Raw genomic sequence first — 23,562 nt, forward strand, 5'->3', positions numbered from 1 at the left:
CGTGGGGCGAACAGCCAGTGTTCGCCCCTCACGCATCAAGCCTTGTCCAGCGCCTGTGCAGCCGCCAACACGGCGTCCACATGGCCCGGCACTTTTACACCGCGCCATTCCTGACGCAGCACGCCAGCCTTGTCGATCAGGAACGTGCTGCGATCAACACCCAGGTACTCCTTGCCATACAGCTTCTTCAGCTTGATCACATCAAACAGCTGGCAAACCGCTTCGTCCTTGTCGCTGATCAGCTCAAAGGGAAATTCCTGCTTGCTCTTGAAGTTCTCGTGGGACTTCACGCTGTCACGCGAGACGCCAAACACTTCGGTGTTGGCGGCCTTGAACGCCGCGTACTGGTCACGGAAACCCTGGCCTTCAGTGGTGCAGCCCGGGGTGCTGTCCTTCGGGTAGAAGTAAATCACCACCTGCTTGCCCTTGAGTGCAGCGAGGCTGAAGGTCTGGCCGCTGGTGGCCTGGGCTTCGAAATCGGCCACGGGTTTGTCGATGGCTACCGGCATGAGTTCTTCCTTACATTGGGTTTTGTGGGCGCCACGGCTCGATCAGCGCATCGAGGTTCAGGGCATCGGCGAAATCCAGGAACTGGTCGCGCAGCCAGCTGATCTGCACGCCGGCCGGCAAGGTCACGGTGAACGTTGCGTTGAGCATGGTGCCGCCGGTTTGTGGCGCCTGGTAGGTGTCGCAGGTCAGGTTTTCCAGCTCGACGTTATGGTCGATAAAGAACTGGCACAGCTCGTTGACGATGTCCGAGCGGTAGGCCGAGCTGACGTACGCTACATAAGGCAGGGCTTGTGGGCGGTTTTCCAGCGCAGCACTGCGCACCACGTTGACGGTGAAGTCGTGCTTCTTGGCCAGGCCCGGCAGGCCTGTTTCCAGACGCGCCAGGGCGTCCCAGGTGCCGGAAATCTGCAGCACCAGCGCACTGCACTCGCCATGGCGGGTCAGGCGCGAGGTCACAACGGCGCAGCGGTTTTCATGGCTGGCGCGGCACAGGACGTTGGTCAGCTCCATGGGGTTGGCGCCGAGGGCACTGATAACAAGGAATTGTTCGCGAACTGTGGGGGTGGACATGCAGCCTTCCTAAAACGATGAGCGGTCGATACGGTGAGGGCTGTATCGATCAAAGCATGAAGGGTAGCGAAAAGCGTCGCCAAGGGATAGGAGGTGGCGTTTTCATTGCGTGATCGGTCTGATTTCAGCGTGCTTCACGCAACGCTTTGGCTCAATGATGGCATTGCCCGTCGTTTAGTTGATCCAGAACGCATCCTCAGGCGGTACTTCGCTTGTACAAGCATCTTGGCGCCAGTACCATTACGGCTCTCTTTTTCCGGCAGGAGCGGTTGCATGATTGCGGGCAGTATGGTGGCACTGGTCACACCCATGGATGCACAAGGTCATCTCGACTGGGATAGCCTGGGCAAACTGGTGGACTTCCACCTGCAAGAGGGCACCAACGCCATTGTGGCGGTCGGCACCACAGGTGAATCGGCCACCCTTGATGTGGAAGAACACATTCAGGTGATCGAATTCGTGGTCAAGCGCGTCGCGGGTCGTATCGCCGTGATCGCCGGTACGGGCGCCAACTCGACGCGTGAAGCGATCGAGCTGACCAAGAACGCCAAGAAAGCCGGCGCCGATGCTTGCCTGCTGGTGACTCCGTACTACAACAAGCCGACCCAGGAAGGCCTGTACCAGCATTTTCGCGCCATTGCCGAAGCCGTTGATATCCCGCAGATCCTCTACAACGTGCCCGGCCGTACTGCCTGTGACATGAAGGCCGAGACCGTGATCCGCCTGTCCACCGTACCGAACATCATCGGTATCAAGGAAGCCACCGGCGACCTGCAGCGCGCCAAGGACATCCTGGCTGGCGTAAGCAGCGACTTCCTGGTGTATTCCGGTGACGACGCCACGGCGGTCGAACTGATCCTGCTGGGTGGCAAAGGCAACATCTCGGTGACCGCCAACGTTGCCCCGCGTGCCATGAGCGACATGTGCGCCGCGGCCATCGCCGGTGATGCTGTCAAGGCGCGTGCGATCCACGAGAAGCTGATGCCGCTCAACAAAACACTCTTTATCGAATCCAACCCTATTCCCGTGAAATGGGCGCTGTTTGAAATGGGCTTGATGCCGGACGGTATCCGTCTGCCGCTCACCCGGCTCAGCGAAGCCTGTCACGAACCGCTGCGACAGGCCCTGCGCCAGTCCGGCGTCCTGGTTTAATTGAGGAAGCACTACGCATGAAGCGATTGGCCGGACTTTCCGCACTTGCCTTGATTATCTCCAGCACCAGCGGCTGCGGTTGGATTTGGGGCCCGGATGGTTACTTCCGTGACCGCGGTAGCGATTACCTGGAAGCACAAGCAACCAAACCGATGCAACTGCCGCCTGACGTCAATGTCGCCAAGCGCCTTGACCCGTTGCTGCCGATCCCGCGCAACGTCGCTGACGACACCACCAAGGGTGAGTACGTGGTGCCACGTCCACAGCCGATCTCGGCCGTGGCTGACGCCAGTGACTACAGCCTGCAGAAGAGCGGCGACAACCGCTGGATCGTCGCTCAGCGCCCACCTGCCGAAGTCTGGCCGGTGGCGGTGCAGTTTTTCCAGGACAACGGTTTCCGCATTGATCAGCAGCGTCCGCAGACCGGTGAGTTCACCACGGCGTGGCAGCACGGCAGTGAACTGTCCGCCAGCATGGCCAAGCGCCTGCAGGCCGGTGGTGTAGCCGCCGACAGCGAAGCCCGTGTGCGTGTGCGTATCGAGCCCGGCGTGCAACGCAATACCAGTGAAGTCTACGTGGTCAGCGCCGAGCGCCCTGCCGGCAGTACTGCCAACGTCGATTTCACCCCGCGTTCGGTCAACATGGGCGTTGACGCCGCGCTGGTCGACGAGATGCTGGCCAGCATGAGCCGTATCTCCGAGAAGGGCGGTTCGGTCTCCCTGCTCGCCGCCGGTAACTTTGACACGCCTAACCGCGTCAGCCTCACCGAAGACGGCAGCGGCAACGTGGTGCTGACCCTGGGTGAAGACCTCGACCGCGCCTGGGCCAGTGTTGGCCGTGCGTTGGAGCAAGGTCCTTGGCGCGTTGAAGACATCAACCGCAGCCTGGGCCTGTACTACATCAACGTGGCTGAAAAGGCCGAGAAGAAAGACGACGAGCCAGGCTTCTTCGGCAAGTTGTTCGGCAGCAAGCCGACCAAGGAAGAGATCGAGACCCGCGCCGAGCGTTACCAGGTTCGCCTGAGCAAGGTTGGCGAGAGCGTGCAAGTCACTGTCGAGAAGAACATCAACACCGTTGCGCCTGCTGAAACAGCACGCAAAGTGTTGGGCGTGATTCAGGACAACCTGGGCTGATCCGATGCGCTTTGCCGTTCTCGGCAGCGGTAGCCAAGGGAACGGCACGCTGGTCGCTCATGACGACACGTACGTGCTGGTGGATTGTGGTTTCTCCCTGCGGGAAACCGAGCGGCGCCTGCTGCGCCTGGGGGTAAACCCCGCGCAGCTGAGCGCGATTCTGGTGACCCACGAACATGCCGACCACGTGCATGGCGTGGGTTTGCTGTCTCGGCGCTACAATCTTCCGGTGTACCTGAGTCGCGGCACCTTGCGCGGGATGCGCAAACCCATAGAACCTGCAGGTTTCCTGGCCGGTGGCGAGACGCTGCAGATTGGTGCGTTGAGCATCAGTGTGATTGCCGTAGCGCATGACGCCCAGGAGCCGACGCAGTATGTATTCAGTGACGGTGAGCGGCGTTTCGGCGTGCTCACCGACCTGGGTTCCTACTGCTCAAAGGTACTGGACGGTTACCGTGACCTGGATGCATTGATGATCGAGTCCAACCACTGCCGAGACCTGCTGGCACGTGGTCATTACCCGTACTTTCTCAAGCAACGGGTGGGCGGCGAGCTGGGACATTTGAACAACCACCAGGCGGCGTACCTGGTGTATGAGTTGGGCTGGCAAGACTTGCAACACCTGGTCCTGGCCCACCTGAGCAGCAAGAACAACCTGCCGCAGCTGGCCCGGCAATGTTTTGTCGACACCCTCGGGTGCGACCCGGACTGGCTGCAACTGGCCGATCAAGATTCAGGGCTCGACTGGCGACACATCGCCTAGCCCACCATTTAGCAAGCGGAGCCCATCATGGAAAAACGTGAAGAACTCTACCGCGGCAAAGCCAAGTCGGTGTACAAGACCGACGACGCCAACCGCCTGATCCTGCTGTTTCGTAACGACACCTCGGCGTTCGACGGCAAGCGCATCGAACAACTTGATCGCAAAGGCATGGTGAACAACAAGTTCAACGCCTTCATCATGCAGAAACTCGAAGCGGCCGGCATTCCGACCCAATTCGACAAACTGCTGGGCGACAACGAGTGCCTGGTGAAGAAGCTGGACATGATCCCGGTCGAATGCGTCGTGCGTAACTACGCCGCCGGCAGCCTGGTCAAGCGCCTGGGCGTGGAGGAGGGCCTCAAGCTCAACCCTTACACCTTCGAGCTGTTCCTGAAAGACGACGCCAAGGGTGACCCGTTCATCAACGAATCCCACGTCGTGGCATTCGGTTGGGGCACCGCTGAGCAACTGGCGCGCATGAAGGAGTTGTCCCTCAAGGTCAACGACGTGCTGAGCAAGCTGTTTGACGACGCGGGTCTGCTGCTGGTCGACTTCAAACTGGAATTCGGTGTGTTCCACGACGGCTCCATCGTCCTGGGCGACGAATTCAGCCCGGACGGCTGCCGTCTGTGGGACAAGGACACCAAGAAGAAGATGGACAAAGACCGCTTCCGCCAGGGCCTCGGTGACGTTATCGAAGCCTACGAAGAAGTCGCCAAGCGCCTCGGCGTTCCGCTTTAATCGACGCAAGCATCTGATAGAACGGAAAAAAATCGCTTTTGGGGTTTGCTTCCGCGAAACACACTGTTATGATGCGCGCCGTTGGAGAGATGCCAGAGTGGCCGAATGGGACGGATTCGAAATCCGTTGTACCTTCACCGGTACCTAGGGTTCGAATCCCTATCTCTCCGCCATTACATAGAAAAAGCCCCGTCGCTGAATAAGCGACGGGGCTTTTTTGTTTTCAATGTCCCGTCCTGAATAAGGTTTACACCTTCTGACCGATCTTCAGGAGGATTCAATGGATACGGGAAAAAGGCGGAGCCAGCGCGATTACACGCTAGCTTTTAAATTGTCAGTCGTAGATCAAGTCGAAAAAGGCGAGTTGAGTTATAAAGAGGCTCAACGGCGCTTTGGCATTCAAGGCCGGTCCACGGTGCTGGTTTGGTTACGCAAGCATGGCCGACAGGACTGGAGCCAAGGCGCCTCAATCCGAGCGCCGCGGAGCAGGCCGATGACCGACCCCAACCTCCCGCTGACACCCGAACAGCGGATCAAAGAGCTTGAAGAACAGTTGGCGCTGAGCAATCAGAAGGCCCAGTTCTTTGAAGCTGTCGTGAACGTCTTGAAAAATGATTACGGTGTGTCCATCGTAAAAAAGCGACCCGGCAAGTCCTCTCGCAAGGGCAAATCCAAGACCTGAGCATTACCAGGGCTTGCCTGTTTATGGGCATTTCGCGCCAAGCGTATTACAAGCGCAACCGAGCCTTTGATGCGAGAGTTTGCCAAGACCAGCAGGTAGTGGAATTCGTTCTGGAAAAGCGTCGTCGCCAGCCGAGGCTTGGGACGCGCAAACTACACCACCTGATGGTAATTGAAGCCGCAGCGGCGCTACGTGTCGGTCGAGACCGCCTGTTTTTCCATCTTGCGTGAGGCGCGAGAGCTGGTCCCTCGCAAACGTGCTTATCATAAAACCACGCATAGCCATCATCGCTTCCGCCGTCACCCCAACCTACTCAAAGCTGGCCCGGAACAAGTTGTAGCCAGCAGACCTGAGCAGGTTTGGGTCGCAGACATTACCTATCTCCCAACGCGGGAAAGTGTCGCTTACGTCAGCCTGATAACAGACGCGTACTCCCGCAAAATCGTGGGTCATCATGTGCACGGCAGCCTGCATACGGAGTCGGTGGTCAGGGCACTGCAGAAGGCTGTTAGTCAGCGAAAATCCAATCAACCGCTCATTCATCATTCAGATCGCGGAGCCCAGTATTGCTCCGATTTATACCAACGGATGCATGCCCGGCACGGAATCAGGTGCTCAATGACTGACGGCTATGATTGCTATCAGAACGCGATGGCGGAGAGGATAAATGGGATTTTGAAGACTGAGTTTTTGCTGCATCGTCCCAAAGACCTGGCGGATGCAGTGAAAATGGTGGATGAATCGGTGCAAATCTACAATCGGGAGCGGCCGCACTTATCCCTGAAATACAAAACGCCCGATGCGGTGCATCGGGCGTTTTGAGACTGAAACAGGTGTAAACCTATTTCAGGACTAGACACAATAGGGCTGTTTTGTTTCTGAAGTGTGGTTAACCGGGCTGGGCCACCAAGCTATTGCTGACATTGCGCCCCAGCACCAGCACCGTCACAAAACCACATCCTACCAACGCTGTTGCCAGACTCAACAACACCGCGCTACCCATCTGATCGACAATCCGCCCGCCAAAGAACGAGCCCAAGGCAATAATCACCTGGAACAAGGCAACGAACAGTGGCATGCCGCGTTCGACGTCCTTGGGCGCGACGACGAACATCCAGATACTGGCGCACGCCGGGAAGGCGCCGAAGGCGAAGCCCCAGAGTGCGATCAGCATGGCGGCGCCGGTCATGCCGGTGGCGAAGTAGGGGAACAGCGCGGTGCTGGTGCCGATCATCAACGCGACCAGCAGCAGGGTGTGACGGACGCTGCGGTTGGCAGCGAAACCGGCAAAGACATTACCCATCACCCCGGCCACGCCATAGAGCAGTAGCAGTGAGCCAATGGTCGGGCCGTCGAAGCCGGAACTGTTTTTGAAGAAGGGCGCGACATAGGTGTATGCCGCAAAGTGCGCCAGGCCGATCAGCAAGACCGCGATCAAGCCGACCCGTGCTTGCGGGTTGATAAACAAGGCTGGCAGGTCACGGATCTGAATAGCCTTTTCCGGGGTGAGCCGTGGTAGCAGGAATACCTGCGCCAGCAGCACCGGTACGCCCACCAGTGCGGTGACCAGAAAGGTCATGCGCCAGCCCATCAGGCCACTCAGCCACGTACCCACGGGCACGCCCAGTACGGTGGCCAGGGTCACCCCCATCATGATGATCGAGGTCGCCTTCGCCACGCCCACGCCTTTGGGGGCCAGGCGGCCGCTCAGAGCGATGGCCGTTGCCCAGAAACCACCGATGCTGATACCCAGCAGCACGCGGCCGAACAGCAGCAGGTTGAAGTCGCTGGCGTAGGCCACGACCGTGTTGGCGATGATCATGATCAGCGTCAGGCCGATCAGCAGGTAACGACGGTCCATGGCGCCAATGCTCACAGACAGCAAAGGCGCGGCGAGGGCGGCCATGATGCCGGGCAGGGTGACCATCAGGCCGGCATGACCGGCACTGATGCCGAGGTCGCTGGCGACGTCGTTGAGTACGCCCACGGGCAGAAACTCACTGGTCACCAGGGCGAAGGCACCTACGGCGACCGAGAGAATCGCCAGCCACTGCTGTTTGACACTCTGTTGATTATGTTCAGGGGGGCCGTTGGGGGCCTGGCTGACGCTTGGCATGGTGGTGGCTTCCATAGGGGAATGTCGCTTGAAATCAAGCGATGCACGGGCAGGAAAAGTGGAGGCGATTATAGGAATCGGTTTGGCTAATCACACAGGCGATCGTTTCGATAATAACCATCAGTGCAATCGATTCGACGCCCTACAGGACGATTGCGCGTTTCGTACCCTGTTCTCCAATTTCGCCTACAAGCCACGCGTTGCGCCTCTCGCGGTAACTGCCTATCGTGGTTTTGAGGCATTTTCAGGTAGAAAATCCCACACCGCAAAGGACCTGCAGCATGAGCAAAAACACCAAAAGAACCTCCGATAACATGGCCAGTCTGGCCGCTGAAACGCTCAGCAACCCCCATTCCTCAGCCATTGCCAAAAGCCTTGCCGCCTCAGCGTTGGCTCAGAGCGGTACCGATAAGCAGACAAGTGCAGAGATGGAGGAGAAGGCCGGGAAGGCGCTTCAAAGCGATCAATACAGTGGGCCTACAAAGTCTCTGGCTGCCTCGGTTCTTGCCCAAGCCAATAAAGAGCGGGGGCGCTGAATGACGCGCGCCGCCATGACCTGAAAAAGCCCCGTAGCCAAACACGCTACGGGGCTTTTTCGTCGCGGGGTGCCCCGGTTTTTCTCGGCGGGCTCGCCTCTATCATTTGCGTCAGTGAATAACCCCGCGTTGTTGGGCGCGAATCGCCCAAAAGCCGGCAGTCACCCGAGGCTTAACCTGCTGGTGAAAAGGGCGCATTGTGTAGTTTGCTGGTGTACCTCCCTATCGTTACGGAGCATGACAACCATGAAGAGCCGCCCCGAACACGCCGTTGGCTACCGCGCTGCACTTTTATTCGGCGCTTGCCTGAGCGCTGCTTTGCTCGCAGGCCAAGCCTGCGCCTCCGGTGATGAGTCGGCGCCGTCCAAGCCCAATTGCCCCAAAGGCCAGGTCTGGGACACCAAGACCGCAAAGTGCGTGCTGCAAACCAGCAAAGCCACCTCAGACACCGACCGTACTGACTATGCCTACCGGCTGGCCAAAGATGGCCGCTATGACGAGGCGCTGGCCTTGCTCGATACCCTGCAAAACCCGAACACCGCCAAGGCCCTAAACTATCGCGGCTATGCCACGCGCAAACTGGGGCGTACCGATGAGGGCATCGGCTATTACCTGCAGTCGGTAGCGCTCGACCCCAACTATGCCCAGGTTCGCGAGTACCTGGGTGAGGCCTACGTGATCAAGGGCCGCATCGACTTGGCGCAAGAGCAATTGGTGAAAATCAAAGCCTTGTGCAGTACCACCTGCGAAGAGTACGAAGACCTGGCCGAAGCCATTGCTGCTGCGCCGCAGGCGTGAAACTGATGGCTGTATGTCGCCGCGACTGGCACCCGCTGTTGTTCTGGCAGCAGCACTCGGCCGAGGCCTGCGTATGGGTGATATGATATCCTTGTGCCATCACGCAGTGTGATCGTCACGGAGGATGTTATGAAGACGTTGTCGTTGCTAGGGTTGTTGGTGGTATTGGCCGTCAGCCCGATGTTCGCGGTGGCGTGCCCGAAAGGCACGCATCCGGTGGGTGGCACAGGGTCGCACCACAAGGGTGGGACTTGCCAGTAGCGTGTCCCTCGGGGCCGCGCTAGTGCTTTACAGGCCGTCGCTGGCCACTGCCAGCGACGTGCTCACCAGTTTCAATACTCGGTTACGACCCCCTTCGGCCAGTAAATAAGTACCGTCCCCCGTGCGCACAATCGACTGCGGCGCCTTCAAGAACGACAGCACCGTCTGTTGCTGTCCCTGTTTGTCGATCAGCAGCAACCTTGCCCGATGCGTCGAGTCTTCATTGACCCACAGCCCGCGTTCATCGCACATCAAAAACGTCGGTTTGTTCAGGCCCGCCAACACCACAGGGTCGCTGCCGTCGTCGGTCAGCTCACGTACCACGCCTTTTTTCTTTTCCGTGTAGAGCATTCGGCCGTCGGTGCAACGCGTAATGGATTCGCCTTCGTGCAGTTGGTCACGCACGACGGTCAGGGATTGGTCGCTCCAGCGATAACGCAATAGCCGGCCGTTGTCCTTGCGGTCTTCGATGGCGTAGAGATCGTCACCCTCGACCCACAGGCCTTGAACGTTTTCACCCCTGAACAGCTCCGTGACGACACCCTCCTTGAGAAAACTGACGGGCGCATCGCCGGTCTCCTGGCTGAACACCCAGCCGCCGTGGGTTGCGAACATGCCGTCAGGTTTGGACAGGCTGCCGACCACCACTTCGCGCTGCCCGTCGGGGTGGATACGCACGATGCTGCCTTTCGCATCGTTGAGTTCCTGGCTGATCATCAGCGAGCCGTCAAGCATAGGCATCAGCGAGGCGGCTTTGGGTACATCGGTGTGCACGGTTTGAACACTCCAGCCCGGCGCTGCGCTGACGGGATAGAAGCTTTGCCAGGCGAAAAAGCCCAGGGTTGCCATACCCATCAAGCCGATCAGACTTAGCCCCCAGCGCAGAAATTGATGCAGGGATCCGGTGTCAGTCATGTTTATCTTCCTTGTTTATTGATCAAGCTGTCGCTCAGCGTCGCTGGGCGTCTCACGCATCTGCCGAGGGCGCGTGTTCGCCGTGATTGTGGAACCGCGCGGCATAGTCCTGGCCACCGAAAGGCAGGCCGAGGATCGACACCGTAGGCGTTTCGGCGGCCACCCTGAACGCAATGGCCGTGGTGTGTCGGTAATGGGTGATGCACAACGTGGGTAGCAGGTCGTCACGACGGGGGCCGCGCAAGGGAAACACGCAAAGGCTTGCGCAGTAGCTGATGATGTTGTCAACAAAGCGCGCCGCTACGACGGGGGATTCGGTTTCGCTGATGTCGCCCTCGAGGGCGTCAAGCTGGGCTAACGCCTCAGGCGCAAAGGCTAGCGAATGACTCACGGTTTTTCGGTACTTTTTCGCTGACGGTTGGCCGCCAGGTGTTCGCGAACCTGCTCGGCGGACAGTGCCCGGCCAGGGGCGGCCGTGAGCGCGGCGGCCGCTGGAATCACCTGGTCGCGCAACCCGTCCGCCATCGCGCGGTCACGTGCCAGCAGGACCCTCAGGCCGTCGCGGATGACTTCACTCTCGGTCGCGTATTCACCGGCAGCCACCTTGGCTTTGACCAGGGCGGCCATCTCGAGTGGCACCGTAATGCTCATTTGCTGGGTTGAGCGCATGTCGACGTGCGCAGGGGTTGAGTCGGATTCAATCCTGCTGGACCATTGGCGTGTTGCAAGAAGGCACTGACCGATGTCGCTCAGTGGCGTCGCGTCGTCGTTCCAAAAAGAAGGTGTGGTCTGGCGGGTTTCCATGAGCGTCTTTGTCTCCCGTTGAGTAGGTCAGCTCGAAAGTATTGACGCTTTTTGCTGACTGCGTGGCGCCAGCGCGCGAATAACCCACTGATATGTATGACTTCATATTTTTAGCAGGGTTATTAATCCACCCTGGCCCCGTCACGCATGGCGCCCCATCACCGCGCATACGATAATGCCCCTCAAATCGACCACACTGGCCTTCCCGTGAACATCAACTTCGACCTCAACGACCTCCAAGCTTTCCGCGCCGTGGTGGACAAGGGCAGTTTTCGGGGGGCCGCCGAGGCCATCCGTATCTCACAACCGGCCCTCAGCCGGCGTATCGAAAAGCTGGAGTCCGCCCTCGATGTAAAGTTGTTCGAACGCACCACGCGGCGGGTCAGCCTGACCATGGTCGGGCGAGCGTTCCTGCCCCAGGTGGAGCGCATACTCGACGACCTTGATATCGCCTTGATGGGCATCAGTAACGTCGCGTCTACGCGCATGGGTAACGTCACCATCGCCTGTGTGCCATCCACCGCTTACTACTTCATGCCCCACGTAATCTCCGAATACCACAAGCTGTACCCGAAGATTCGCCTGCGGGTGCTGGACGCCAGTGCCGGTGAGGTGTGCCACGCGGTGGAAAGTGGCGAGGCAGATTTCGGCGTGAGTTTCAGTGGCAGCCTGGCCGACGAGGTCGAGTTCGAGCTGCTGTTTCAGGAGCGCTATGTGCTGGCCTGTCGCCGTGATCATCCGTTGGCCGAGCGCACGAGCGTGACCTGGACCGAGGCTTACGAGCACGACTACATCACCGTGGACAAAACCTCGGGCAACCGCTTTCTGCTGGACCAGGCCTTGCGGGGTGTGCGCGTGAAAAAGCCAAGTATTTGCGAGACCCACCACGTGACCACGATGATCGGGCTGGTGGAGGCGGGGTTGGGCGTGGCAATGGTGCCGTCGATTGCGATGCCGTCGGGCACCCACCCCATCCTGGTGAGTGTGCCGCTGGTCGAGCCGCAGGTGATGCGCCATGTGGGCTTGATAAAACGCCGCGGGCGGACCTTGCCGCCAGCGGCGCTGGAGTTGGAACGGTTGGTGCGGGAGATGCCGTTCCGGTCAGTGTGATACCGAGTCCAGGCCGGTGGATTGCACCACCGGTTGCGCCTCGGGCGAGGCCAGGTAGCGCAGCAATGCCTTGGCCTGGGCCGGGTGCTCGGCGTTGACCGGAATGCCGGCGGCAAAGCGCGTCACCGACTGCACGTTTTCCGGGATCTTGCCGACGAAGGTCACGCCCGGCACCGGCAACAATTCCGCCACCTGCTGCAAGCCCACTTCGTAATCACCCTTGGCCACCTGTTCGGCCACCGGGAGGCGTTCGATCATCGTGCCTTTGGCCTGCATGCCGAGCTTTTTGAACAGCTCCTTCTCGACATACACACCGCTGGCGCTGTCCGAGTACGCCACGGACTTGGCCTTGCTCAGCACCGCTTTCAACTCGGAATCGGTGCCGATTGCAGGCTTGGCTGCGCCTTCCTTCACCACCAGGCCAATCCGCGAGTCCGCCAGTTCGACGCGGGACGCGGGGTCGACCTTGCCCTGTTTGATCAAGTCATCCAGGGCATACCCGACCATGATCACCACGTCGGCATGTTCGCCACGGGCCAGGCGGTTGGGAATCGCTTCCGGCGCCTTGCCCATTGACGGGCCGAGGATGGTGTCCAGGGTGTCACCGCTTTGCTGGGCGTATTGCGGGCCGAGCAATTTATACGCGGCGGTGAAGCCACCGGAGGTCATCACTTTGAGTTGTTCGGCGTGTGCCGTCAGCGCCAGGGCGCTGAGGGCCAGGGCGGTCAGGGTGTTGAATAATGGCTTCATTACACAGCCCCCTGCATCACTTGCCCACGGGGGTTGGCGCGACGGTACAACGCGAGGGTCGAGCACAAGGCGCACAGTGCGGCAAACATCATCCAGTAGGCCGGCGAAGCCTTGTCTCCGGTGATGTGAATGAACCAGGTGGAGATCGCCGGGGTGAAACCACCAAAGATCGCCGTCGCCAGGCTATAGGCCAGGGAGAAGCCCGCCACGCGCACTTCCACCGGCATGATTTCGGTCAGGGCCGGAATCATCGCGCCGTTGTACATGCCGTACAGGAACGAGAACCACAGCAGGGTTTCCAGCATATGCGCGAAGCTTGGCGCGTTGACCACGAACGACAGCGCCGGGTACGCGGTGATAACGGTCAGGGCGGTCATCGCCAACAGCACCGGCTTGCGACCGAAGCGGTCGCTCAGGGTGCCGCCGATCGGCAGCCAGACAAAGTTCGACACCGCGACCAGCAACGTCACCAGCAGTGCATCGGAGGTGCTCAGTTGCAGCACGGTTTTGCCGAAGGTCGGCGCATACACGGTGATCAGGTAGAACGCGGTGGTGGTCATGGCCACCATCAGCATGCCGCCGATGACCATGGTCCAGTTTTTCACCAGAGTGGCCATCACTTCGCGCATGGTCGGGCGATGTTTGCGGTTGGCGAACTCTTCGGTTTCCTGCAGGTTACGACGCAGCACGAAGATGAACGGGATGATCACGCAGCCGATGGCGAACGGAATGCGCCAGCCCCAATCGGCCACCACGGCCGGTTGCATCCAGACGTTCAGGCCATAGCCCAATGCGGCGGCGACCACGATGGAGATCTGTTGGCTGCCTGATTGCCAGCTGGTGTAGAAGCCTTTGCGGCCCGGCGTGGCCATTTCGGAGAGGTAAACCGATACACCCCCCAGCTCTGCACCCGCAGAGAAGCCTTGCAGCAAGCGGCCCACCAACACCAGCAAGGGTGCCCACAGACCGATGGTTTGATAACTCGGCACCAGCACGATCAGCAAGGTCCCGCTGGCCATGATCGACAGTGTCACGATCAAGCCTTTGCGGCGACCCACGTCGTCGATGTAGGCACCCAAAATGATCGCGCCCAGTGGACGCATCAGGAAGCCTGCACCGAAGACGGCGAAGGTCATCATTAATGACGCAAACTCATTGGCGGCGGGGAAGAACGCGGCAGCGATATAGGTGGCGTAGAAACCGAACAGAAAGAAGTCAAACTGTTCGAGGAAGTTGCCCGAAGTAACGCGGAATACCGCACCAACTTTCGAGCGGACAGAGTCGGGCCGGGAAGGGCTAGTCATGGTTTTGTGTCTCCAGCGTTCTTTTTAAAGTGCTTGTTTCGCTTAAGACCGCGGATAGTGGCTGACACATTTAGAAATGATAAGTGAGTAATTTGGATGCATTGATGCGTCAGGGCTATCAATCGCCAGTCGCGTCAAAAATCCACACCCTGTTCTATGCTTAAGGCGTGACCAATTCTTACGGATGGGAGGTGGCAATGGCTAACGAACAGAAGCGCCAGGATGAGTCGGAGCGTGAGCAACCCGCGCGTCAGCATGAGCAAGAGAAACCGCAGACCTGGAAGCATCCAGATGACGGGCACGAGCTTTCCGAGCGGGATCAGGAGCGCCCGCTGAAACCCTGACAAGCACCTGGTACTCAGTGCAAGGGTGGGCGCGGGCTTGCTTGCAAAGGCGGTGGGTCAGTCAATACAACCGATGACTGGCACGCCGCCTTCGCCAACCCACCCAGATTGGATGTGTGTTCAGCCCACGATGGGGGTGCACAACTCCACCAGCGTTCCGTCCGGGCAGCGCACATAGGAGACCACTTGCCCCCAAGGCTTGGTGCTCGGTGGCGACAGCTCTTTCGCGCCGTGTGCCAGCGCCTTGGCGTGTGCGATGAACACATCTTCGGTGACGAACCCCACCTCCATGCCCAGTGGCTTCCTGGAGGCATGCGCCTCTATGTGCCCGCCGTCGAAATTCAGTTCGCCCAGTGCATGGGCGGCAAACGAGAGGGTGGTGTCGCCGGTTTCCAGTTCGCCATAGGTGCCCGATTCATGCAGGAAACGGCGACTGAAACCGAAAGCCTTTTCGAAGAATGCCAGTGAGGCAGCCACGTCCGGCACGTAGATGATGGTGTAGGCGAATTTCATGATTCAGCAGTCCTTGCTCAGTGAACCGGCGTATTAAAAGGCCGGCATCGGCTTATGAAACCAACAAAGAAACCGGAAAGCCCAGCGCCAGTACCCAATAGGCCACCACTGCGGCCAGGCACAGGCCGATAAACACGCGCAGCAACGTCCTCGCCGTGGGGTGTGCGAGCAACCTGACAGCCCAGAGGCAGTACCCGGCCACGCCAATGGCCAAGGCGAGAATCACCAGCACGCGCGTGTTCCTGTGACCTTCAAACGCTGATTTATAGCGCCAAAGCCGCCCAATGAACAGTGTGCACATAGACGCAGCCCCCTGGCCTTTCTAAACTGCGGCTTGTCTTGGGGAAAGGGGCAGGCGCCGATGAATCGCAACGAATTACGCAAGGCCGACATCAATCTGATGGTGGTCTTCGAAGCACTGATGCTCGAGCGCAATGTGACGCGGGTGGCGGAGAAGCTGTTTCTCGGCCAGCCCACTATCAGTTCGGCCCTCAACCGTTTGCGTACCCTATTCAATGACCCGCTGTTTATTCGCGTTGGTCACCGCATGGAGCCCACTGCCCGTGCCGAAGAGATCATCCAGCACCTGTCACCGGCCCTCGATTCCCTGTCATCGGCCTTGAGCCTGACCCACGACTTTGACCCAACCCAGAGCACCATGACCTTCCGCATCGGCCTGTCCGATGACGTTGAGTTCGGCCTGCTGCCGCCCTTGCTGCGGGCCCTGCGCCAGGAAGCGCCGCTGGTGGTGTTTGTGGTCCAGCATGTGGATTACTGGCGGATCCCCGACCTGCTGGCTTCAGGCGATATCACTGTCGGCATCACCCAGACACGCGGCCTGCCGGCAAATGCCAAACGAAAACTGCTGCGGCATATTCGTCCCTGCCTGTTACGCGCCGACGCCTCGGACAAACCGCTGACCCTCGACGAATATTGCGCCCGCCCGCATGTGCTGGTGTCCCATACCGCCAACGTGTCCGGGTTTGCCGATGAGTGGCTGGCCGAGATTGGTCGCAAGCGGCATGTGGTGTTGTCCGTGCCGCAGTACAGCGCGCTGCCGGCGTTGCTCGCCGGCACCGACATGATCGCCAGCCTGCCGGACTACACCGCCCAGGCCATGGCGGCCGGCGGCAATCTGTTCTGCGAGCCCTTTCCGTTCGAAACGCCGACCCTGGACTTGTCCATGGTTTGGCTCAGCCATGTCGACACCGACCCGGCGGAACGCTGGATGCGTTCAAGGCTGGAGGCATTTATGAGCGAGCGCGACAGGCTGCCGGTGCTGGCGCCAAAATCTTGAGATAAGCCCTTCAGGGAGAGCCTCCGATGACCCTATCCCGTTCCTTGCTGCGCGGACGTGGCAGCCATGACAGCGGCAAGGTGGGTATGGTCGAGCTGTGTTTCGACCTGGTGTTCGTGTTTGCCGTGACCCAACTGTCCCATTCGTTGCTGGCGCATCTGACCCTCGGCGGTGCGGTGCAAGTGGCGTTGATGATGGTCGCGGTCTGGTGGGTGTGGATCTTCACCTCATGGGTCACCAACTGGCTCGACCCGGAGAAAATCCCGATTCGCATCGGCCTGTTCGGCTTGATGGTGGCCGGCCTGCTGTTGTCCTCGTCGATTCCCAAGGCATTTACCGACCGAGGTGTGCTGTTCGCCGGTGCCTACGTCTTTATGCAAGTCGGCCGCACGCTGTTTGCGTTGTGGGCCGTGCGCGGCGAGTCACTGAACATGACCCGCAATTTCCAGCGGATCCTGGCGTGGATGCTCTGTTCCGGGGTGTTCTGGATCACCGGCGCGCTGTTCGAAGGCGAGCAGCGCCTGGCGTTCTGGGCGTTGGCGCTGTTGATTGAGCTGGTCTCGCCGTCCGTGTATTTCTGGGTGCCGGGGCTCGGGCGTTCGACGCTGGCGGACTGGAATGTGGAAGGCAATCACATGGCCGAACGGTGCGGCCTGTTTGTGATTATCGCCCTCGGCGAATCATTGCTGGTGACCGGCGCCACCTTCGCGCAATTGCCCTGGAGCCTGGAAGGCCTGGGCGCATTTCTGGTGGCGGTGGTGGGCAGTATTGCCCTGTGGTGGATCTATTTCGACAGCGGTGCCGAGCGCGCCCATCACCGTATCGCCAGCTCCGCCGACCCGGGTCGCCAGGCACGCATTGCCTACACCTACCTGCACCTATTGATCGTTGCCGGGATCATTGTCAGTGCCGTGGCCGACGAATTGGTGCTGGTGCATCCGGGGCATGCCAGCCAGGCGGGTGTCATGGCGATAATCGCCGGCCCCGGCGTGTTTCTGTTGGGCAGCGCGCTGTTCAAGTGGGTGATGAGTGACCGGCCGTTGCCGCCGTTTTCTCACCTGGGCGGGTTGCTGATGTTGCTGGTGCTATTGCTGCTGGGGTTATCGCAGGTGTTTTCAGCGTTGGCGCTGGGGGCGCTGACCACCGCGGTATTGGTGATCGTAGCGGTTTGGGAAAACCGTTCGCTGCGCAGCCTGGGCGAAGTTTTACAGTGAAAGCGCTCCGATTGCGCTCGGCTGCGTGCTATACGTATGACTCTTTTCCTACAACAATTCGGAGCTTTTCATGCCGCATCTGCACCTGGAATACACCGCCAACCTCACAGGCTTGGCCGTCGAGAAGACGCTGTTGAGGCTCAACAACGTACTGATGGCATCCGGGCAGTTCGGTTCCGAGTTCGATATCAAAAGCCGCGCGGTGAAGGTCGAGAGTTTCCAGGTTGGCACGTCAATCAACCCGCGCGGTTTTATCGCGGTGACGCTGTCGATGCTCAGCGGGCGGTCACCGCAGGTCAAGCAGCAGTTGTCGCAAAGCCTGTTGGCGGCCTTGCAGGACCTGGGTGAATGGCCGGCGAATGTGCAGCTTCAACTCAGTGTTGAAGTGCTGGACATCGATCGCGATTCCTATAGCAAGGTCGCGATCGGCTAAGGGTTACAGCAAGCCCTGGTCCGCACACACCTTCACCACCTGTTCGCGAAACCATGTGTTGGCGCTGTCCTGCTCACTGGTTTCGTTCCACTGCATGTCCAGTGTGAACCCCGGTAAACCGTTGGGCGCTTCGCAATGCCCGAACAGCGTGGCCGGGGCCAGCAGTTTTTGTATGCGGCGCGGCAGGGTAACGATGAAGTCAGTGCCGGTGATCATCTTCAAGGCCGCGCTGTAGCTGTTGGCCCGGGCGATGACCTGGCGCTTGTGGGCCTGGCGTGTAAGCCAGCCGTCAATCATGTTGGTGTCGGATGTCCACGGTGTGGGGAACACATGGCGCCGCTCGACAAACGCTTGCAGGCTGAACGTCGGCTCGCGCGGTGCCGAGCGTTTATCGAACACGCACACCAGGTCGTCTTCCAGCAGCATCTGGGTCTTGAAGTCTTTATGGGCGCGGTGAAAGTGCGGGCCGAAGCACAGCACCAGGTCGAGGCGGCCTTCGCGCAGGTCATCGGCGGGGATCTCGGTTTCCAGCTTTTGCACGTTGACGATTACCGGCAGGTCGGCGCGGTCGAAGTTCTTCAACAGGCGCGGCAGGATCAACTGTTCGAAGTACTCAGGGGCGCACACATTGAAGGTCACGGCCTGCTGCGTCGGGTCGAAGGCTTGGCCACCGGCATGGCACAGGTTGATGCTTTCCAGGATCTTCTGCACATGCCCGTACATGGTGGTGGCTTTGTACGTAGGGCGCATGCCCGCCCGGGTGTTGATAAACAGCTCATCTTCAAAACTGGTGCGCAGTTTCTTCAGGCTGTAGCTCACGGTGGACTGGCTGACGAACAACGTTTCAGACACTTCGGTAACGCTGCTCTGGTCGTAGACGGCGATAAACACCATCAAGTCCTGCATATCGAGCTTTCTGAGCAAATTACTGTTTAGCATCCATTCCGTCCGGTAAGCCTTGGCACTGAGGCAGCGCGCGACAAAGGCAAAAGCTTAACGGAACGGTCGTGCCAATAGAAAGTGCTGTAGGTCGTTTCTATGTTTGGCTTGGGACAAAAAATGTTCGCAACACGACGTCAGCGGATATGTTGCGCGTAATGCTTTGGGTTGAACTGCGTGACGATCAACAGCATCACCACGATCACGGCGGTCAGTGACCACCAGGCCCATTCGAAGCTGCCCAACTGGTCGCGGATCATCCCGGCGATAAGCGGTGACAGGCCGGCAATCAGGTAACCGACGCCTTGCACAAAGGCGGTCAGGCCGCCGGCGCGTCGAGGGTTATCGAGGTGGTCGAGGGACAGGATCAGGCTCATCGGAAACAGGCCGCCAATGCCCAGCCCCAGCAGGCATGGCCACAACAGGCTGAGGTGTTGCGGGCTCAGGATCAGGCCGCAGAACCCTGTGATGATCAGCACCAGCAGCACCGCCACCACCGCGCGTTTGTCCTGGCGGCGGTTGGCGATGACCGGAGTGAGCAGACCGGACACCACTTCCATCGCGGTCAAGAACCCCAGCAGCAAACCGGCGTTCTGTTCGCTCCAGCCTTGCTCCACGTAGTACGGCGCCAGCCACGCCAGTACGCAGGTGTAGGACGCAGTACCGAGGCCGAAGAAGACCGCCAGCAACCAGGCGCGGCGGTTGCCGAGAAACGACTCCTGTGGGCCGGAACCGCCTTGGGGCAGCGCTGGCATGGCCGAGCGCTGCGCGTACCAGAACACCAACGCCAATATCGCCAGTGCCGCCCAGATCGCCAGGCCGATGCGCCAGCTGCCGGTCTGCACTTGCACGAATGGCGAGAACGACGCCGCCAGCGCCGCGCCGCCCATGATGGCGGTGACGTACAGGCCCATGAACAGCGAAACGTTATGGCTGAACCGCGACTTGATCAGCGCCGGCATCACCGCCTGGATCATCGCAATGCCCACGCCGGCCGCCATTGCGCTGACGATCAGCGCCAGCGCCGAATCCAGAAACAGCCGTGAGAGTGTGGCAAGACCAATGACTGCCAGCGATATCATCATGCTGCGGTGTTCGCCAAAACGCTTGGCCAGGCCCATGCCAAAGAACATCGCCAGGCCCATGGCCATGACCGGCAGCATGGTCAACAACGCCGCGTTGCTGAACGTTAACGGCACATCAGTGCGAATCGACGACAACAGTGGGCCAATGGCAGCCATCGACGGGCGCAGGTTAAGGGCGACCAGTACAACGCTGATCATCAGCCAGACGGCGGTAGCGGGTTTTGCGTGAACGTTTTCCATGGGCGGGCCTTGAATAGACAAGGGCGAATCAGGCCACGCAGGGGGGAAGGGGGCAAATCAGAAAGTCGTTGGGGCTATCTAAAAATTGCAGGTGACTGATGCACCGCGAATCAAAATGTGGGCTTGCCCGCGAATGCGGTGGATCAGGCAATGAATCTGTGACTGACACACCGCTTTCGCGAGCAAGCCCGCTCCCACAGGGGACGTTCGTCGTTAGTGGGCGCGAATCACATGCTTGATCTCCTGAAACGCCGCCAGCCCCCACGGCCCCAACTCGCGGCCGATGCTGCTCTGCTTGTAACCGCCCCATGCCGCCTGCGGGAAGATTACCTGCGGCGCGTTGATCCATACCAGCCCGGCCTGCAAGGCGTTGGCCACGCGGTCGGCGGTTTCGGCATGGTTGCTCACCACACTGGCCACCAGGCCGAAATCGCTGTCGTTGGCCAACGCGATGGCCTCGTCCACCGAGGCAAAACGGCGTACACACAGCACCGGGCCGAAGATCTCTTCGTTCCACAAGGCACTGTCCAATGGCACATCGGTGAATACCGTCGGGCGAATGAAATAGCCCTTCGCCAGGTGCGCCGGGCGATCACCGCCACACAACAACCGCGCGCCATCGTGAATGCCGCGTTGGATGTGCCCCAACACCCGCTGATACTGCGCACGGTTAATCAACGCGCCCATTTCCACCTCGTCGGCAAACGGCTCCGCCACACGAATGCCTTCAGCCCGCGTCTGCAACCGCTGCAGGAATTGATCCGCGAGGCTGTCCGCTACCAGCACGCGGCTGGTGGCGGAACACATCTGCCCGGCGTTGAAAAAGCCGCCGCCACAGGCCAGTTCCACGGCCAGGTCGAGGTCGGCATCGGCCAATACCAGCAATGAAGATTTGCCTCCCAATTCCAGGCTGACGCCCTTGATGGTTTCAGCGGCGCGTTGCATCACCTGCACGCCCACGGCGTTACTGCCGGTGAAGGAAATCTTCGCGACGCGAGGGTCCGCTGCCAGCGGTGCACCGACGGCCAAGCCGGTGCCGCAGACCAGATTGAACACCCCGGCCGGGAACCCGGCCTCAGCGATAATCCGCGCCAGATGCAGCTCCGCCAGCGGCGTGACTTCCGACGGCTTGAGCACCACGCAGCAGCCGGCAGCCAGCGCCGGGGCGAGTTTCCAGGCGGTGGTGACCATCGGGAAATTCCACGGCACGATCAGCCCCACCACGCCGCACGGTTCTCGGCGCAGGCGCGCGCTGAAATCATCGGCGGGCAGTGCCACCGGGCGGTCTTGCCCGGCGTCCAACTGTTCGGCGATGCCGGCGTAGTAGTCGAAGGTGGCGACCACGTCATCCACATCCATGCCCGCTTCAAACAGAGGCTTGCCGTTGTTGCTCGATTGCAATTGCATCAAATGTTCGCGTTGCGCGCTCACGCCCCGGGCGACCTCGCGCAGCAGCGCGCCACGCTCACGGCCGGTGCTTTTCGACCAGTCGATGAACGCCGCACTGGCCGCGCCGACCGCTTGGCTCACGGCGCTTGCATCACCGACGCTGACGCGGGCCAGCGTCGCCTCGGTGGCCGGGTTGATCACCTCCAGCACATCATGGCCCGCACGCCATTCACCGCCGATAAACACCCCGTTCACTACTGGGCTCATACCGCTACCGCCTTCATCCAGAGCGCCTGGTCGATTTCAATCAGTGTCGGCCCCTGGCGATCGGCGGCGGCGCGCAAGGCCGTGCGCAGTTGCTCGATGCCCTGGATGCTTTCGGCCACGCAGCCCAAGGCCGTGGCCACGCCGATGAAATCCGGGGTGTAGATGTCCACGCCGACCGGCTCAATGGAGCGGTTGAGCATGTATTTCTTGATCTCCTCGTAACCCTGGTTATTCCACAGCAACACGATCACCGGCACGCGCGCTTCCACGGCGCTGGCCAGTTCCGGCAGGGTGAATTGCAGGCCGCCGTCGCCGATCAGGCACACCACCGGCTGCCCGTCGCCGCGCCCCAGCCAGGCGCCGATGGCGGCGGGCAGGGCGTACCCCAAGGTGCCGTAGCCGGTGGACGAGTTGAACCAGCGGCGTGGGTGGTCGAGGTTCAGGGTCAGGTTGCCGCTGTACACCGGTTGGGTGGAATCGCCCACCAGCACGGCGTCGGGCAGTGCCTGCAGGACGGTGTCGAGGAACAGGGTTTGCGCGCGCGTGGCGGCGTCCCAGGTGGGCGTCAATTCGGCCCACAAACGAGCGACGCGCTGAGTGCCCCAATCGCCGTGGCGAGCCGGCAGTGGCGTGGTGCTCAGTTCCGCCAGCAAGGCTTCGGCGGCTAGTTGCGCATCGGCTACCAGCGCGACGTGAGGCGGGTAATTGCGCACGGTCTGGTCGGGGTCGATGTCGACCCGCAGCAGTAAACCTGGAAGCTCGAAGCCGCCGGCGAAGGTCACGTCATAGTCGGTTTCCGCCAGCTCCGTGCCGATGGCCAGCACCACATCGGCTTCGGCGACCAGGGCGCGTGTGGCGACCAGCGTTTGGGTCGAGCCGAGCAGCAAGGGGTGTGTGGACGGCAGCATGCCCTTGGCATTGATGGTCAGGGCTACCGGTGCGCCGAGGGTTTCGGCCAGGCGCATCAGGGGTGCGGCGGCATCGATGGCGCCGCCACCGGCGAGGATCAACGGGCGTTTGGCGGCCGCAAGCAACTGGCTCATCTGCTTGACCGCCGGCGGCGCCGCACCGGCGCGCGCGACACTGACCGGTGCACTGGCGAGCAGTGCATCGGCGTTTTCGACCAGCACATCCAGTGGAATCTCGATATGCACCGGGCGCGGTCGACCGGCCTGGAACAGCGCAAACGCGCGGGCCAGCACGCCAGGCAACTCTGCTGCCGACATCAACGTATGGGAAAACGCGGCGACGCCGGCGATCATCGCGCCCTGGTTCGGCAGCTCGTGCAACTTGCCGCGTCCGCCGCCCAATTGGTTGCGCGACTGCACGCTGGAAATCACCAGCATGGGGATCGAGTCGGCGTAGGCCTGGCCCATGGCGGTGGTGATGTTGGTCATGCCCGGCCCGGTGATGATGAAACACACCCCTGGCTTGCCGCTGGTGCGCGCGTACCCGTCGGCCATAAACCCCGCGCCCTGCTCGTGGCGCGGGGTGACGTGACGGATGCGTGAGCGCGCCAGGCCGCGATACAGCTCCACGGTGTGCACGCCGGGGATGCCGAACACCTGGTCCACGCCGTAGCGTTCCAGGAGGTTGACCAATACTTCGCCGCAGGTGGCCATACGTGTCGCTCTTGTGATGGATTCGAGGCGGTATTGGACCGGTTGGCCGGTAGCGGCAACAATCGATAAAAAGT

General features: G+C 60.5%; 26 protein-coding genes, 1 tRNA gene and 1 pseudogene. 14 read left to right on the forward strand and 14 right to left on the reverse strand.

The window, feature by feature from the left end:
• Positions 1 to 35 precede the first annotated feature (35 nt).
• Both A7D21_RS25175 and A7D21_RS25180 read right to left on the reverse strand, forming a co-directional pair.
• Positions 36 to 509, reverse strand: a complete 474-nt coding sequence (locus A7D21_RS25175) for a peroxiredoxin (protein WP_069552937.1) — start codon at positions 507 to 509, stop codon at positions 36 to 38.
• 10 nt (positions 510 to 519) lie between these two features.
• Positions 520 to 1,080, reverse strand: coding sequence for a glycine cleavage system protein R (locus tag A7D21_RS25180; RefSeq protein WP_003172487.1), 561 nt, complete (start codon positions 1,078 to 1,080; stop codon positions 520 to 522).
• Between the two features lie 273 nt (positions 1,081 to 1,353).
• Between A7D21_RS25180 and dapA the strand changes: the two genes are divergently transcribed.
• The 6 genes and pseudogenes from dapA to A7D21_RS25215 all read left to right on the forward strand — a co-directional run bounded on the left by dapA (position 1,354) and on the right by A7D21_RS25215 (position 6,373).
• The gene (gene dapA, locus A7D21_RS25185) at positions 1,354 to 2,232 is read left to right on the forward strand and encodes a 4-hydroxy-tetrahydrodipicolinate synthase (RefSeq protein WP_053254903.1); all 879 of its coding nucleotides are present in this window, start codon (positions 1,354 to 1,356) and stop codon (positions 2,230 to 2,232) included.
• 17 nt (positions 2,233 to 2,249) lie between these two features.
• A complete protein-coding gene (bamC, locus tag A7D21_RS25190; protein WP_053254904.1) occupies positions 2,250 to 3,365 on the forward strand; it encodes an outer membrane protein assembly factor BamC in 1,116 nt (371 codons plus the stop codon).
• A 4-nt stretch (positions 3,366 to 3,369) separates the two neighbouring features.
• Positions 3,370 to 4,128 (forward strand): MBL fold metallo-hydrolase, encoded by a 759-nt coding sequence (locus A7D21_RS25195; RefSeq protein WP_069552938.1) that lies wholly within the window; start codon positions 3,370 to 3,372, stop codon positions 4,126 to 4,128.
• A 27-nt stretch (positions 4,129 to 4,155) separates the two neighbouring features.
• Positions 4,156 to 4,869: a phosphoribosylaminoimidazolesuccinocarboxamide synthase gene (gene purC / locus A7D21_RS25200; RefSeq protein WP_027604309.1), complete on the forward strand. Its 714-nt coding sequence runs from the start codon at positions 4,156 to 4,158 to the stop codon at positions 4,867 to 4,869.
• An 83-nt stretch (positions 4,870 to 4,952) separates the two neighbouring features.
• Positions 4,953 to 5,042 (forward strand) — tRNA-Ser (locus A7D21_RS25205).
• Between the two features lie 107 nt (positions 5,043 to 5,149).
• Positions 5,150 to 6,373: pseudogene (locus A7D21_RS25215) on the forward strand (IS3 family transposase).
• Between the two features lie 67 nt (positions 6,374 to 6,440).
• Here the strand turns inward: A7D21_RS25215 and A7D21_RS25220 are convergent.
• The gene (locus tag A7D21_RS25220) at positions 6,441 to 7,667 is read right to left on the reverse strand and encodes an MFS transporter (RefSeq protein ID WP_053255352.1); all 1,227 of its coding nucleotides are present in this window, start codon (positions 7,665 to 7,667) and stop codon (positions 6,441 to 6,443) included.
• Positions 7,668 to 7,948: 281 nt separating this feature from the next.
• Here A7D21_RS25220 and A7D21_RS25225 point away from each other — a divergent pair, with 281 nt between their 5' ends.
• The 3 genes from A7D21_RS25225 to A7D21_RS36315 all read left to right on the forward strand — a co-directional run bounded on the left by A7D21_RS25225 (position 7,949) and on the right by A7D21_RS36315 (position 9,262).
• Positions 7,949 to 8,203, forward strand: coding sequence for a hypothetical protein (locus tag A7D21_RS25225; protein WP_069552939.1), 255 nt, complete (start codon positions 7,949 to 7,951; stop codon positions 8,201 to 8,203).
• A 246-nt stretch (positions 8,204 to 8,449) separates the two neighbouring features.
• Positions 8,450 to 9,001: a tetratricopeptide repeat protein gene (locus A7D21_RS25230; RefSeq protein ID WP_171902636.1), complete on the forward strand. Its 552-nt coding sequence runs from the start codon at positions 8,450 to 8,452 to the stop codon at positions 8,999 to 9,001.
• Positions 9,002 to 9,130: 129 nt separating this feature from the next.
• Complete coding sequence (locus A7D21_RS36315) at positions 9,131 to 9,262, forward strand: hypothetical protein (RefSeq protein ID WP_255311511.1); 132 nt, start codon at positions 9,131 to 9,133, stop codon at positions 9,260 to 9,262.
• A 27-nt stretch (positions 9,263 to 9,289) separates the two neighbouring features.
• Here the strand turns inward: A7D21_RS36315 and A7D21_RS25235 are convergent, their stop codons facing one another.
• From A7D21_RS25235 to A7D21_RS25245, 3 genes are all read right to left on the reverse strand, one after another.
• Positions 9,290 to 10,117, reverse strand: a complete 828-nt coding sequence (locus A7D21_RS25235) for a hypothetical protein (RefSeq protein ID WP_371859232.1) — start codon at positions 10,115 to 10,117, stop codon at positions 9,290 to 9,292.
• Between the two features lie 112 nt (positions 10,118 to 10,229).
• Positions 10,230 to 10,568 (reverse strand): type II toxin-antitoxin system RelE/ParE family toxin, encoded by a 339-nt coding sequence (locus A7D21_RS25240; RefSeq protein WP_069552941.1) that lies wholly within the window; start codon positions 10,566 to 10,568, stop codon positions 10,230 to 10,232.
• Positions 10,565 to 10,846, reverse strand: a complete 282-nt coding sequence (locus tag A7D21_RS25245) for a type II toxin-antitoxin system ParD family antitoxin (protein WP_069552942.1) — start codon at positions 10,844 to 10,846, stop codon at positions 10,565 to 10,567. The genes A7D21_RS25240 and A7D21_RS25245 overlap by 4 nt, the downstream gene beginning before the upstream one ends.
• A 342-nt stretch (positions 10,847 to 11,188) precedes the next feature.
• Between A7D21_RS25245 and A7D21_RS25250 the strand changes: the two genes are divergently transcribed.
• Positions 11,189 to 12,091, forward strand: a complete 903-nt coding sequence (locus tag A7D21_RS25250; protein WP_053254978.1) for a LysR family transcriptional regulator — start codon at positions 11,189 to 11,191, stop codon at positions 12,089 to 12,091.
• Here A7D21_RS25250 and A7D21_RS25255 read toward each other — a convergent pair.
• Positions 12,083 to 12,841, reverse strand: a complete 759-nt coding sequence (locus A7D21_RS25255; RefSeq protein WP_069552943.1) for a substrate-binding domain-containing protein — start codon at positions 12,839 to 12,841, stop codon at positions 12,083 to 12,085. The two genes, A7D21_RS25250 and A7D21_RS25255, sit on opposite strands and share 9 nt — an antisense overlap.
• On the reverse strand, positions 12,841 to 14,145 hold the full coding sequence (locus tag A7D21_RS25260; protein WP_069552944.1) for an MFS transporter: 1,305 nt from the start codon (positions 14,143 to 14,145) through the stop codon (positions 12,841 to 12,843). The genes A7D21_RS25255 and A7D21_RS25260 overlap by 1 nt, the downstream gene beginning before the upstream one ends.
• A 197-nt stretch (positions 14,146 to 14,342) precedes the next feature.
• Here A7D21_RS25260 and A7D21_RS35905 point away from each other — a divergent pair, with 197 nt between their 5' ends.
• Positions 14,343 to 14,489, forward strand: coding sequence for a hypothetical protein (locus tag A7D21_RS35905; RefSeq protein WP_167422749.1), 147 nt, complete (start codon positions 14,343 to 14,345; stop codon positions 14,487 to 14,489).
• 120 nt (positions 14,490 to 14,609) lie between these two features.
• On the opposite strand, the gene A7D21_RS25265 is transcribed toward A7D21_RS35905, so the two are convergent.
• On the reverse strand, positions 14,610 to 15,002 hold the full coding sequence (locus A7D21_RS25265) for a VOC family protein (RefSeq protein ID WP_053254981.1): 393 nt from the start codon (positions 15,000 to 15,002) through the stop codon (positions 14,610 to 14,612).
• 52 nt (positions 15,003 to 15,054) lie between these two features.
• Positions 15,055 to 15,234: a hypothetical protein gene (locus tag A7D21_RS25270; RefSeq protein ID WP_053254982.1), complete on the reverse strand. Its 180-nt coding sequence runs from the start codon at positions 15,232 to 15,234 to the stop codon at positions 15,055 to 15,057.
• Between the two features lie 129 nt (positions 15,235 to 15,363).
• Here A7D21_RS25270 and A7D21_RS25275 point away from each other — a divergent pair, with 129 nt between their 5' ends.
• The 3 genes from A7D21_RS25275 (at position 15,364) to A7D21_RS25285 (ending at position 17,946) form a co-directional block, all read left to right on the forward strand.
• A complete protein-coding gene (locus A7D21_RS25275) occupies positions 15,364 to 16,299 on the forward strand; it encodes a LysR substrate-binding domain-containing protein (RefSeq protein WP_053254983.1) in 936 nt (311 codons plus the stop codon).
• A gap of 26 nt (positions 16,300 to 16,325) precedes the next feature.
• Entirely contained in the window at positions 16,326 to 17,513 is a 1,188-nt protein-coding gene (locus A7D21_RS25280; RefSeq protein ID WP_069552945.1) for a low temperature requirement protein A, read from the forward strand.
• Positions 17,514 to 17,583: 70 nt separating this feature from the next.
• Positions 17,584 to 17,946 (forward strand): 5-carboxymethyl-2-hydroxymuconate Delta-isomerase, encoded by a 363-nt coding sequence (locus tag A7D21_RS25285; protein WP_053254985.1) that lies wholly within the window; start codon positions 17,584 to 17,586, stop codon positions 17,944 to 17,946.
• 3 nt (positions 17,947 to 17,949) lie between these two features.
• On the opposite strand, the gene A7D21_RS25290 is transcribed toward A7D21_RS25285, so the two are convergent.
• The 4 genes from A7D21_RS25290 to A7D21_RS25305 all read right to left on the reverse strand — a co-directional run bounded on the left by A7D21_RS25290 (position 17,950) and on the right by A7D21_RS25305 (position 23,488).
• Positions 17,950 to 18,885: a LysR family transcriptional regulator gene (locus tag A7D21_RS25290; RefSeq protein ID WP_069552946.1), complete on the reverse strand. Its 936-nt coding sequence runs from the start codon at positions 18,883 to 18,885 to the stop codon at positions 17,950 to 17,952.
• A 137-nt stretch (positions 18,886 to 19,022) separates the two neighbouring features.
• Positions 19,023 to 20,210, reverse strand: a complete 1,188-nt coding sequence (locus A7D21_RS25295; protein WP_069552947.1) for a cyanate transporter — start codon at positions 20,208 to 20,210, stop codon at positions 19,023 to 19,025.
• 213 nt (positions 20,211 to 20,423) lie between these two features.
• Positions 20,424 to 21,866 carry an aldehyde dehydrogenase family protein gene (locus A7D21_RS25300; RefSeq protein WP_069552948.1) on the reverse strand — a complete coding sequence of 481 codons (1,443 nt, stop codon included), beginning with the start codon at positions 21,864 to 21,866 and terminating at the stop codon, positions 20,424 to 20,426.
• Positions 21,863 to 23,488 carry a 5-guanidino-2-oxopentanoate decarboxylase gene (locus A7D21_RS25305; protein ID WP_069552949.1) on the reverse strand — a complete coding sequence of 542 codons (1,626 nt, stop codon included), beginning with the start codon at positions 23,486 to 23,488 and terminating at the stop codon, positions 21,863 to 21,865. Before A7D21_RS25305 ends, A7D21_RS25300 begins: the two co-directional genes overlap by 4 nt.
• Positions 23,489 to 23,562: the final 74 nt, after the last annotated feature.

This window comes from Pseudomonas sp. AP19, assembly GCF_001728855.1.
GTDB classification, from domain to species: Bacteria; Pseudomonadota; Gammaproteobacteria; order Pseudomonadales; family Pseudomonadaceae; genus Aquipseudomonas; species Aquipseudomonas fluorescens.